The 11,807-nt window shown below is 66.1% G+C and carries 10 protein-coding genes and 1 riboswitch; of the genes, 7 read left to right on the forward strand and 3 right to left on the reverse strand.

Annotated features, from left to right (window positions below; genetic code table 11):
• Positions 1 to 95: 95 nt before the first annotated feature.
• Positions 96 to 662 carry a hypothetical protein gene (locus tag DXV50_RS00425; RefSeq protein WP_117204273.1) on the reverse strand — a complete coding sequence of 189 codons (567 nt, stop codon included), beginning with the start codon at positions 660 to 662 and terminating at the stop codon, positions 96 to 98.
• A 472-nt stretch (positions 663 to 1,134) separates the two neighbouring features.
• On the opposite strand from DXV50_RS00425, the gene DXV50_RS00430 reads away from it, so the two are divergent.
• From DXV50_RS00430 to DXV50_RS00440, 3 genes are all read left to right on the forward strand, one after another.
• Positions 1,135 to 1,632 carry a DUF2798 domain-containing protein gene (locus DXV50_RS00430; protein WP_117204274.1) on the forward strand — a complete coding sequence of 166 codons (498 nt, stop codon included), beginning with the start codon at positions 1,135 to 1,137 and terminating at the stop codon, positions 1,630 to 1,632.
• 143 nt (positions 1,633 to 1,775) lie between these two features.
• Positions 1,776 to 2,216, forward strand: coding sequence for a MarR family winged helix-turn-helix transcriptional regulator (locus tag DXV50_RS00435; RefSeq protein WP_117204275.1), 441 nt, complete (start codon positions 1,776 to 1,778; stop codon positions 2,214 to 2,216).
• An 83-nt stretch (positions 2,217 to 2,299) separates the two neighbouring features.
• Complete coding sequence (locus tag DXV50_RS00440) at positions 2,300 to 3,151, forward strand: DegV family protein (RefSeq protein WP_117204276.1); 852 nt, start codon at positions 2,300 to 2,302, stop codon at positions 3,149 to 3,151.
• Between the two features lie 137 nt (positions 3,152 to 3,288).
• On the opposite strand, the gene DXV50_RS00445 is transcribed toward DXV50_RS00440, so the two are convergent.
• On the reverse strand, positions 3,289 to 4,467 hold the full coding sequence (locus tag DXV50_RS00445; RefSeq protein ID WP_117204277.1) for an MFS transporter: 1,179 nt from the start codon (positions 4,465 to 4,467) through the stop codon (positions 3,289 to 3,291).
• A gap of 146 nt (positions 4,468 to 4,613) precedes the next feature.
• Here DXV50_RS00445 and DXV50_RS00450 point away from each other — a divergent pair, with 146 nt between their 5' ends.
• From DXV50_RS00450 to DXV50_RS00465, 4 genes are all read left to right on the forward strand, one after another.
• A complete protein-coding gene (locus DXV50_RS00450) occupies positions 4,614 to 5,315 on the forward strand; it encodes an ABC transporter ATP-binding protein (RefSeq protein WP_117204278.1) in 702 nt (233 codons plus the stop codon).
• Positions 5,316 to 5,323: 8 nt separating this feature from the next.
• On the forward strand, positions 5,324 to 8,878 hold the full coding sequence (locus DXV50_RS00455; RefSeq protein ID WP_198666364.1) for an FtsX-like permease family protein: 3,555 nt from the start codon (positions 5,324 to 5,326) through the stop codon (positions 8,876 to 8,878).
• A 108-nt stretch (positions 8,879 to 8,986) separates the two neighbouring features.
• A riboswitch (ZMP/ZTP riboswitch) is annotated at positions 8,987 to 9,070 on the forward strand.
• Between the two features lie 101 nt (positions 9,071 to 9,171).
• Positions 9,172 to 9,807: an IMP cyclohydrolase gene (locus DXV50_RS00460; RefSeq protein WP_117204279.1), complete on the forward strand. Its 636-nt coding sequence runs from the start codon at positions 9,172 to 9,174 to the stop codon at positions 9,805 to 9,807.
• A 54-nt stretch (positions 9,808 to 9,861) separates the two neighbouring features.
• Positions 9,862 to 11,043 (forward strand): phosphoribosylaminoimidazolecarboxamide formyltransferase, encoded by a 1,182-nt coding sequence (locus tag DXV50_RS00465; RefSeq protein ID WP_117204280.1) that lies wholly within the window; start codon positions 9,862 to 9,864, stop codon positions 11,041 to 11,043.
• A gap of 163 nt (positions 11,044 to 11,206) precedes the next feature.
• Here the strand turns inward: DXV50_RS00465 and DXV50_RS00470 are convergent, their stop codons facing one another.
• Positions 11,207 to 11,785, reverse strand: coding sequence for a manganese efflux pump MntP (locus tag DXV50_RS00470; protein ID WP_117204281.1), 579 nt, complete (start codon positions 11,783 to 11,785; stop codon positions 11,207 to 11,209).
• Positions 11,786 to 11,807: the final 22 nt, after the last annotated feature.

Consider the following 11,807-nt stretch of genomic DNA (forward strand, 5'->3'; position numbering starts at 1 on the left):
CCTTCTTATTGAATCTGCCGCCACGGGGCGCGCCCTGCGGCGAGAAAAACGCGCCGGCCCACGGTGGGTCGGCGCGTCTCATGGTACCTAATGAGCTACTTGTTCAGGGCCTTCTTGATGGGGACGTAGAGGGCCTGGACGATGATGGCGTTGAAGGCGCCGGTCATGGCGACGACGGGGGCCATGACCATGATGAGCTGCGGGTTGCGCTGGACGAAGCAGGCAAAGATGACGGCGTAGATGAGGCCGGAGATGCAGGTGACCACAAAGGTGCCGACGAGGGGCAGGACCTTCTTGGCGCCGCCGTTGCCCAGGGCGGAGACCAGCAGCGCCATGACCACAGCGGCGACGGGCTCGGCGATGAGGTCGGGGCCCTTGACGGAGGCAGTGATCTGGATCACCACGCCGGCGAGAAGGCCGAGGACGGCGGCCTGCCCGACCTTGGGCCTGATGATGAGGGTCTCAAGGCAGAAGGCCGCGATGATGAACTCGGGCGAGAGGATGCCGCCGGTGAGGCCCGAGAAGAACTTGCTGACGGTCATGTTGAGCACGAAGCCGGCAGCCAGGAGGATGGCGTAGAGGGTGAGGGCCTTGAGGTCGAGCTTGCCGTGGTCGACGGTGGTGACGGTGCGAGCCTGCTGGGCATTGGCGTTCTGGGACATGGCGTTTCTCCTTTGCGAGGGGTGGTTGCACGAAAAAAGGGGCTCCCGGTCAAACCGGGAGCCCCTTGACTTCGCGTGATTATGGGTACGCGACAAGACTCACGATCGACCGACCGAGTTCAGGTTGCGCCACCACCAGTTGTTGTTCATGGACTTGAACATGTTGGCGCTCCCCTCTGGATGCTCGGTAAAAAGGCCGTGTGCCTTTGCGTTGGTTGGGAATATACGCGCGTCTTTGGCGGCGGCGCAAGCCTCATTTGGTAAACGGTTTGTTTCGCTGAGGCGCGGCTTGACGAGAAGGTCGGGAGGAGTCGGACTTGCCGGCCGGGAATTACTTCACAAACTTAACGCTTACGAAGCGCGCGCGTTTCTGGTTACCATGGCTCACGCTGCGCTGGCTCCGACCTGCCTGCCATTGGGCGGCGGCAGGCCGTCGAGACAGGACTTCGATCATAAGGAGTTGTTTTACTTTATGCCCAAGAACAAGCGTGAGAGCCTTCTGTTCACCTTCATCATGTGTTTCCTCATGGTGCTTTGGATGAGCATCTACAACGTGGCGCGCCAGTATGGCCACATGGGGGCCGACGTCATTGCCGCTGCCTGGATTGGCTTCCCGCCTGCGTACGTCTTTGCCATGCTGTGCGACTGGTTTGTTGCCAGCCCGCTGGCCAAGGGCTTTGCCTTCAAGCGCCTGGTGACCCCGGGCAAGAGCAGCCCACGCGCCATGACACTTGCGGTCTCCACCTGCATGGTCTTCCCGATGGTCATCATCATGTCGCTCTATGGTGCCTTTGAGGGCGCCCTCCACGCCGGCACCCTGGCCGTCGTGCCCATGGCCTGGCTGACCAACATTCCCTGGAACTTCATCATGGCCCTGCCGTGGAACCTGCTGGTTGCCGGCCCCATCGCCCGCTTCCTGTTCCGTCGCGCCTTCCCGGAGGGGACGGTGCTCGCCCAGCCCCAGGCGTAAGGGCGCGCGCTTCTCGCCTGGCAGAGCGTGGCCGGCGGGGGCGTCTGGCAAACCAAGATGTGTGCAAACGGCGCACTTGTTGACAACTCAACAAGTGCGCCGTTACTGTATGCTGCGACGGAACGCGGTCAGGGGAGGCACGCATGCGGGAGGAGAGTCGTTTTGAGGACTTCGTGGGCCTCATTGGCGCCATAGACAAGGAGATCCAGCGCATCAAGACGGCGGAGCTCGCCCGCTTTGGCCTGCGCGCCTCTGACCTGATGGTCGTCTACTACCTGGAGAAGAACCCCGAGGGGCTGACGGGCGCCGACCTTGCCCGCCTGGCCGACGTGGACCGCGCCGCCGTGAGCCGTACGGTCACGCGCCTTGCCGCCGACGGCTTTGTGGAGGTAGGGGAGGAGTCCACGCGCTACCGCGCCCCCATCCGCCTCACCGAGAAGGGCTATGCGGCAATGGCCGAGGTCAACGGGCTCATCTCGCAGATTGTGCGGCAGGCGGGCGGCGGCCTCTTGGACGAGCAGCGCCGGGCGCTCTACGCCTCGCTGGAGTCCGTCCTGGGGCAGCTGAGGGTCATCGCCCGGTAAGGTGGGGCGTGGCCGCGGCCGTGTGGCCGGCGAGGGCGGGCGCTTCTCGCATATATCAAAACCAAAATAAAAAAGGAGATGCCATGAAGACGCGCATCATCACCGACTCTGCCTCGGACATTCTGGAGGGCGAGTACGAAAACCTCACGGTGCTCCCGCTCTCCATCACGTTTGGAACCGTCACGTACCTGGACGGCGTCGACCTCACGCACGAGCGCTTCTACGAGCTGCTGGTTGAGGAGGACGAGCTTCCCAAGACGGGGCAGGTCAACCCCTATGCCTTTGGCCAGGTGCTTGACGAGGTCCACGCGGCGGGCCAGGAGGCCGTGGTGATCACGCTCTCCTCCAAGCTCTCCGGCACGCACCAGAGCGCCATCACCGCTGCCGCGCAGGCCAAGGGGGTCGTGCGCGTGGTTGACAGCCTGAACGTCTGCGTGGGCGAGCGCGTGCTGGTGGAGTGCGCCCTGCGCCTTGCCGAGAAGGGCCTGGGTGCCGTGGAGATTGCGGACCAGATCTGCGCCCTGCGTGACCGCGTCTGCGTGGTAGGGCTTCTCGATACCCTCGAGTACCTGCGGCGGGGTGGGCGCATCTCTGCAGCCGCCGGCGCGGTGGGAGAGCTTCTCTCCATCAAGCCGGTCATTGCCATCAGGTCCGGCGAGGTGGCCCTGCTGGGCAAGGCGCGCGGCTCCAAGAACGGCCGCAACCTCCTCAACCAGCAGGTGGAGAACGCGGGCGGCATTGACTTTGGCATGCCGGTGGCCCTGGGCTACGCGGGCCTCTCGGACAGGCTGCTGCGCAAGTACGTGGCCGACAGCCGCGGCCTCTGGGAGGCGGGCTTTCCCGACGGCAGCCTGCCCGTCCACACCGTGGGCGCCACCATCGGCACCCACGTGGGCCCCGGCGCCATTGCCCTGGCGTTCTTCCGCAAGGCATAGGGGGTCTGGAGGCCGAGCGTTCTCGGAATACTGTACATAATAACGACCCCGCGTCCTTCTCGGCTGCGTTTTCGCAGGTGAGAAGTGCACGGGGTCGTTATTTTGTACGCTGTTGAGATGAGCGCCGGCGGCGCGCGCTACGCGTGGGGCGTCACGGCCTTCTTGTGGTACCGGCTCTCAAAGCGCAGGGCGTAGAGGGCCAGCAGCGCCACGGCGCCAGCCGTGATGGGGGCGCCTGCCAGGGCGGGCACGTTATAGGCGGCTCCGGAGTTGAGGACCGCCTGGCCAATCTGGGCGCCCACGGCGTTTCCACCGTTGAAGGCCACCTGCACGCACGCGGAGCCGATCATCTCGCCACCGCCCTGGCCCACCTCGACCATGGCGAGCTGCTGGGGGCTGGACGGGAAGAACAGGCCACAGCAGCACAGGACCATGAGCGCGGCGGAGCTGGCAAGGGAGCCCGAGAACGCGTAGATGAGCAGCATGGCCACGCAGGCAATGCCCTGGCCGATGGCGGAGGCCCAGCCCGGGGTGAGCCTGTCTCCGGCGCGTCCGCCCAGCTGGGAGCCGACGATCATGCCCAGGCCGGCCAGCACCAGCAGGGCCGGCAGCATCGTGGCGCTCCAGCCGCCGACAGTCTCGAGCCAGGGGGAGACGTAGCTCCACCAGCAGAAGATTCCCGTGTTGCCCAGGAAGACCGCGCCCAGCACGATCCAGGGGCCGGGCTTGCCCAGGAAGCGGAACTGCCCGGCCAAGCCGGCGTCTGCCACGGCCTCGATCTGCGGCACGAGCCTCCAGATGAGCAGGAGCGAGCAGAGCGCCCAGATGGCCACGAAGACAAACGCGGCGCGCCAGCTCACCATGCCGGCCAGCAGCGTTCCGAAGGGCACGCCGATGGTGTTGGCCAGCGTCTGGCCCAGGACCATGACGGCGACGGCGCGGCCCTCCTGGCCCTTGTCGGCCATGGCGCGCGCGGCGATGGTGGCGGTGCCAAAGAAGGCGCCGTGCGGCATGCCCGAGATGAAGCGCGCCACGGTGAGCATGCCGGCGCTGGGGGCGAGCGCGGCCATGGCGTTGCCCGCGAAGCACAGCAGCATGAAGGCCATGAGCAGGCGCTTGGGGGCAATGCTGTGGCCAAACACCAGGATGAGGGTGCCAAAGCAGACGCCAATGGCGTAGGCGGAGATGAAGCCGCCGGCCTCGGGCACTGTGACGCCCACGCCCGCGGCGACGTTGGTGATGATGCCCATGAGCACGAACTCCGCAAAGCCCAAGGCAAACGTGCCGGCGGCCAGCGCGATTAGGCCCTTCTTCATGCGTGATACCTCCAGACGCGGCCGTCCGCCGACCGCAAGTGTGTAATTTGCCCGTGACAGTATACGGGCATCTAAACTCAATTCAACGAAAGACTGGTTGCTGCCATGTTGCGATGCAGCCACGCGTCGTTAGGGAGGTTCTCGCCATGCCCTACATAGAGTTCGCAGACGTCGTGCGTGCCTACGGGGCCGGCTCGACCCTGGTCCACGCCCTGGACGGAGCGAGCTTTGCCGTGGAGAAGGGCGAGCTCGCCGTCATCCTGGGCCAGTCCGGCGCGGGCAAGACCACGGCGCTCAACATCCTGGGCGGCATGGACCGCGCCACGTCCGGCCGCGTGGTGGTGGGCGGGCGCGACGTGAGCCGCGCCACCGAGGACGAGCTGGTCATGTACAGGCGCGAGGACGTGGGCTTCGTCTTCCAGTTCTACAACCTGGTGCCCAACCTCACCGCGCTGGAGAACGTGGAACTGGCGGCCCAGATCTGCCCGGACTCCCTGGACGCGGAGGAGACGCTTGGCAAGGTGGGGCTGGCGGAGCGCCTGGCCAACTTCCCGGCGCAGCTCTCCGGCGGCGAGCAGCAGCGCGTCTCCATTGCGCGCGCCCTGGCAAAGAACCCAAAGCTTCTGCTCTGCGACGAGCCCACGGGAGCGCTTGACTACCAGACGGGCAAGCAGATCCTGCAGCTCCTGCAGGACACCTGCCGCAGGGACGGCATCACGGTCATCATCGTCACGCACAACGCGGCCCTGGCAGACATGGCCGACCGCCTCATCCGCTTCAAGAGCGGCCGCGTGACCCAGATGAGCGTGAACCCCAGCCCCGTGCCCATCGCGCAGATAGAGTGGTAGGTGGACGCGTGAAGCCCGGAAAGCCCGCATTCGCCCCGCGCTCCGCCTTTGGCATCGGCGTCCTGCGCACTGTGCGCGGAAGCCTCAAGCGCTTTGTGGCGCTGGCCACCATTTGCGCCCTGGGCGTGACCATGATCTGCGGCCTCAAGGTGGCCTGCATTGACCTGCGTGCCTCCGCAGACGCCTTCTTTGACGCCCAGGACCTCTTTGACCTGCGCGTCCAGTCCACGCTGGGCCTGACCGAAGACGACGTCAGCGCGCTGGCGGCCATCGACGGCGTGGAGGCGGCCGAGGGCGGCTGGGTGGAGACCTGCTACACAACCGTGGGCTCCTCGTCCGAGAAGGTGGACGTCAAGGCTCTCAGCCCCTCCGGCATGAACCAGCCCTGCGTGCTCGACGGCCACCTGCCGGTGACGTCCGACCAGGTGGCCGTGACCAGGCGCTTCCTGGACGAGAGCGGCCTTGCCCTGGGCGACGAGGTCACCTTCCGCGGCGCCTCCGACGGCGAGAAGGACGCGGGCGCGGTCGAAGAGGACGCCACCGCGGATGCCTCCTCGACCGCGGTCTTTTCTCGCCAGACGTACACCATCTGCGGCGTGGTGCTTGACCCCACCGATATCAACGCGGGCAACGGCACGATGTCGTTTCGGGCGAGCGGAGGCTCCCAGTACGCGTTCTTCGTGCTGCCGGCCGCGGTGACCACGGACGTGTACACGGCCGTCTACCTGCGCGTTGATGGTGCGGAGAGCCCCCTTTGCTACTCGGCTGGCTACGAGGCCTCCGTTGACGCCGTCAAGGCCCGCGTGGAGGCCATCAAGTCCGAGCGCGAGGAGGTCCGCCGCCAGGGCATCCTGGACGACGCCAGCTCCCAGATAGACTCCGCCGAGAAGGACGCGCTCGCGCAGTTGGGCGACGCGGCCGCCCAGCTGGACGACGCGCAGGCGCAGCTCGACTCCGGGGCCGCCGAGCTCGCGGACGGTCGCGCCCAGCTTGACGCCAAGTCCGCAGACGCCGCCTCGCAGCTTGACGCGGCACAGGCCCAGCTCGATGCCGGCCGCGCGGAGCTTGTCGCCAACCAACGACAGGTCACGGACGGTCTGAACCAGATTGCCGCGGGCCTGGGCTGCGACGTCGACGGCATTGGCGACGCGCTGGCCGCCGGGCGCTCCCAGCTCTCCGAGGCAAGGGGGCAGCTCAAGGCAAGTGCCCAGATGCTGTCCTCGCTCATGGGAGACGAGTGGCCCGCCGAGGCGTGGTCTCGCCTGGAGGGTGCCCAGACGCCCGAGGAGGCCCGGGCTGCGGCGGCAGACGTCAACGCCGTCCTGGTGCCCTTTGTGAGCGAGGCCCAGGGCGCCATAGACGATCTTGTGACCGTCGTGGAGTCCGACGAGTTCCAGCAGCTCAGGGACACCTACGAGAACCTCCCGCAGTGGCTGCGCGACCGTGTTGACGCCGCCGTGGCCCAGGCTCCCGCCACGGTGCAGAAGCTCCTGCGCGCCATCCTGGAGATGCCCACCGACCAGATGGCCTCCCAGCTGCGCGACCTGCGCTCCCAGGTGGGTCAGCTCTCGGGGCTGGCCGACGGCATGGTGCAGATCGTGGAGGGGCAGGCCCAGCTCGACGAGGCGGAGGCGGGCTGGAGGCGGCTCGTGGCCGCCCAGTCCCAGCTCGACGATGCCGCCGCCCGGCTCGCAGACGGGCAGGCCGAGCTTGACGCCCAGCGCGCAAGCGCCCAGTCCCAGCTCGACGATGCCGCGCGCCAGCTCGCGGATAGCGAGGCCCAGCTTGCCGACGGCCGCTCCGAGCTTGAGGAGGGCCGCGCCACCTACGAGCGCGAGCGTGCGGACGCCCTGGCCAAGATAGCCGAGGCCCGCGGCCGCCTCTCGGACGTGGACGAGGCCACCTGGTACGTCCAGACGCGCGACGCCCTCTCCAGCTACTCCTCCGTTGAGTCCGACGCCTCCTCCATCGAGGCCATCGGCACCGTCATCCCCATCGTGTTCTTCGTGGTGGCGGTGCTCATCAGCCTCACCACCATGACGCGCATGGTGGAGGAGGAGCGCGGGCTCATCGGCCTCTACAAGGCGTTGGGCTATTCTCGCCGGCGGATCCTCTCCAAGTACGTGCTGTATGCGGGAGCGGCCTGCCTTGCGGGCGGCCTGGTGGGCAACCTCTTGGGCTTTGTGGTGCTGCCGCTCATCCTCTTCACCATCTTCCAGACCATGTACGCCCTGCCGGCCTTCCTGCTGCAGTTTGACGTGGCCTACGCCGTGGGCTCCGTGGCCCTGTTTGCCCTTGGCATCGTGGGGGCGACGGCGCTGACCTGCCGCCGGGAGCTTGCCGAGCAGCCTGCCGCCCTCATGCGCCCCAAGGCCCCCAAGGCCGGAAGCCGCATTCTGCTGGAGCGCGTGCGCCCGCTGTGGCGCCGTCTCTCCTTCCTCAACAAGGTCACGGCCAGGAACATCTTCCGCTACAAGCGGCGCTTCTTCATGACGGTCTTTGGCATCGCGGGATGCACGGCCCTTCTGGTCTGCGGCTTTGGCATCAGGGACACGGTGCTCTCACTCTCCTCCAGGCAGTACGGCCAGGAGGGCGTCAGCCGCTATGACCTCATGCTCGTGACCTCCGCGGCGGACCTTGAGGGCGTGGCACAGGACCTCGACGCGGACGCGCAGGTCCAGAGCTTCCTGCCGGTCTCCGTTGACTCCGTCACGGTGAGCCATGGGGACGCCGCCGAGTCCATGCAGGTCTACGTGGTGCCCGACGGCCTTGACCTCTCGGGTTACGTGAGCCTGACCGACGATGCCGGCAATACCATTGACCTGGCCTCCGTTGGCACCGTCATCACCAAGAACGCCGAGCAGATCCTGGGCTTCTCCATGGGCCAGGAGGTTCACGTCCAGGACTCCTCCCTTGCGGAGGCCGACGTGCCCGTGGCGGCCATCTGCCAGAACTACCTGGGCAACTCCCTCTTCATGACCGAGTCCGCCTACCGCGAGGCCTTTGGCGCGGAGCCGCAGCTCAACGGGCTTCTCGTCAGCCTGGACGGCACGGATGCCCAGAAGATCGCGCTCTCCGAGCGGCTCTCGACCGACTCCCGGACGCTCTCCGTGGTCTCCACGACAAAGCTGGTGGAGGACTTCTCCAGCGCGTTCACGCTCATCAACACCGTGGTCTACGTGGTCATCGTGCTTGCGGCGGCGCTCTCGTTCACCGTGGTGTTCACGCTCTCCAACACCAACATCTCCGAGCGCGAGCGGGAGCTCGCCACCATCAAGGTGCTGGGCTTCAAGAGGCCCGAGGTCCACCGCTACATCAACAAGGAGACGCTCATCCTCACGGGCCTGGGCGTGGCCGTGGGCCTTCCCGCGGGCTACGCGCTCACGCGCAGCCTCACGTGGATCCTCAAGATGCCCTCGCTCTACTTTGACACGCTGGTGGCCTGGCCCAGCTACGTGCTGGCGGCCGTCCTGGCCTTTGCCTTCACCCTGCTCGTCAACGCCATGACCAACCGCGCCCTTGACCGCGTCGACATGGTCGGTGCCCTCAAGTCCGCCGAATGATACGAAGTTGACAAAGGGACAGTCCCTTTGTCAACTTTTGCGGGAAAGTTGCGAAGCCGAGGCTGGGTGGCGGACGGCCACACCCAGATGCTAGAATGCGGGCTGTAACACGTGCGCCGTGACTGACGGGTTAACGCGGGAGACCGCGGGGGAGCAGCGCGCGAACACATGCCGACCGTCTGGGCAAGCCGCGCTCTCTGCCGAGGGTGGCTTGCCTTTTGCGTCTTTTGGCCCTTCTGGCAGGCACCCCCTCGCCCTCGGCGAGCGCACGGCTCACGTCGAAGGGATGTCACATGCAAGACCTGACCGAGCTCCTGCGCAACAACCCCTACCCCGGCCGCGGCATTGTGGTGGGCAAGGACTGCGTCTACTACTGGATCATGGGGCGCAGCGCCAACAGCAGGAACCGCGTCTTCGTTCCCACCGAGGACGGCATCCGCACCGAGGCCCACGACCCGGCCCTCCTGGAGGACCCGAGCCTCATCATCTACCACCCCGTCCGCACCATGGGAGACGCCCTGGTGGTAACCAACGGAGACCAGACCGACACCATCGTCAGCGTCGGGGACTTCCACCGCGGCTGCATGGCCCGCGAGTTCGAGCCGGACGAGCCCAACTTCACCCCGCGCATCAGCGCCATTGTCAACGCCGACGGCAGCTTTGAGATCTCCATCCTCAAGCACCAGGAGAACGACCGCTGCCTGCGCGAGTTCTTCTGCTACGAGGGCGCCGACGAGGGCTGCGGCTACTTCATCTCCACCTACCAGGGAGACGGCAACCCGCTGCCCACCTTTGCCGGCGAGCCCATCGAGGTGAGCCTGCCCGCCCCCGAGGAGGTCTGGGCCGCCCTCAACGCCGACAACAAGGTCTCTCTCTACGCCAACGTGGCCGGCAAGGTCACCCTCTTCAACAAGAACCTCGGCGACTGAGAAAAAGGGACAGTCCCCTTTTCTCATTCCCAACGTCAGAAAGGCGAGAAGCGCATGGCAAGCGAGCTCGAGCTCAAGTACGGATGCAACCCCAACCAGAAGCCGTCCCGCATCTACATGAAGGACGGCTCCGAGCTGCCCGTGAAGGTCCTCTCCGGCAAGCCCGGCTACATCAACTTCCTGGACGCCCTCAACTCCTGGCAGCTCGTGCGCGAGCTCAAGGAGGCCACCGGCCTTCCCGCCGCGGCGTCCTTCAAGCACGTGAGCCCCGCCGGCGCCGCCGTGGGCCTGCCCCTGTCCGACATTGACCGCCAGATCTACTTCGTCGACGACGAGGGCCCGCTCACGCCCATCGCCTGCGCCTACATCCGCGCCCGCGGCGCCGACCGCATGAGCTCCTACGGTGACTGGGCCGCTCTCTCCGACGTCTGCGACGAGCGCTGCGCCCTCTACATCAAGCACGAGGTCTCCGACGGCATCATCGCCCCTGGCTACACTCCCGAGGCGCTGGCCATTCTCTCTGCTAAGAAGGGCGGTAAGTACAACGTGGTCCAGATCGACCCGGACTACGTCTGCCCGGCCACCGAGACCAAGGACGTCTTTGGCATCACCTTCGAGCAGGGCCACAACTTCTTCCGCATTGACCGCGACCTGCTCACCGACGTGGTGACGGCCAACAAGGACATCCCCGAGCCCGCGCAGATTGACATGATCGTGAGCCTCATCACGCTCAAGTACACGCAGTCCAACTCCGTCTGCTACGTCAAGGACGGCCAGGCCATCGGCGTGGGCGCCGGCCAGCAGAGCCGCGTCCACTGCACGCGCCTTGCCGGCAACAAGGCCGACACCTGGTACCTGCGCCAGCACCCCAAGGTGCTGGGCCTGCAGTTTGTCGACGGCATCCGCCGCGCCAACAGGGACAACGCCATCGACGTCTACATCTCCGACGAGCACGATGACGTCCTGGCCGAGGGTGAGTGGCAGAAGTGGTTTGCCGTCAAGCCCGAGGTCCTCACCTGCGAGGAGAAGGCCGCCTGGATTGCCACCCAGACCGGCGTGACCCTGGGCTCCGACGCCTTCTTCCCCTTTGGCGACAACGTCGAGCGCGCCCACAAGTCCGGTGTGACCTACATTGCCGAGCCCGGCGGCTCCATCCGCGACGACAACGTCATCGAGACCGCCGACAAGTACGGCATGGCCATGGCCTTCACCCACATGAGGCTCTTCCACCACTAGGACGCAGGTGCGGGCCGTCCGGAGCCAAAAACCTCACAGGTAGTCTCTTTCAAAAAGAACTTCTCGCCAGCTAGCAGGTCTTTTGCTGGCGAGAAGTTCTTGAAGAAACACTACCTGTGAGGTTTTGCCTTGGCTTTGGCCCTGGCGTGGCCCGCTGGCCCCGCTACAGCGTGAGAATGCCCAAGTGCTCCAGGAGAATCTTGCTTCCGATGAGGATGAGCACCACGCCGCCCACGATGCTGGCGGGCTTCTCGTAGCGAGAGCCAAAGAAGTTGCCCACGAAGACGCCCGCGATGCTGAAGGCAAAGGTGGTGACGCCGATCAGCGCCACGGAGGGCACGATGTCCACGGAGAGCGCTGCGAAGGAGATTCCCACCGCAAGGGCGTCGATGGACGTGGCAATGGCCAGGATGAGGAACTCTCCCAGGTCGATGCGGTCGGCGGGCTTGCCGTCGCCTTCGCCTGCGTCCTCGCGGAAGGCCTCCCAGAGCATCTTGCCGCCAATGACGGCCAGCAGCACGAAGGCCACCCAGTGGTCGACGGGACCGATGATGCCCAAAAACTGGCTGCCGAGTGCCCAGCCAATGAGAGGCATGAGCGCCTGGAACCCGCCAAAGAACAGGGCAAGCACCACGGCGACCTTGGGGTTGACCTCCTTCATGCCCAGGCCCTTGCAGATGGACACGGCAAACGCGTCCATGGAGAGGCCCACTGCAATGAGCAGCAGCTCAACAAGACCCATCTTGACTCCTCTCTTGGCGGGA

Origin of the sequence: Paratractidigestivibacter faecalis (genome assembly GCF_003416765.1) — a bacterium.
In the GTDB taxonomy this organism is placed as follows: domain Bacteria; phylum Actinomycetota; class Coriobacteriia; order Coriobacteriales; family Atopobiaceae; genus Paratractidigestivibacter; species Paratractidigestivibacter faecalis.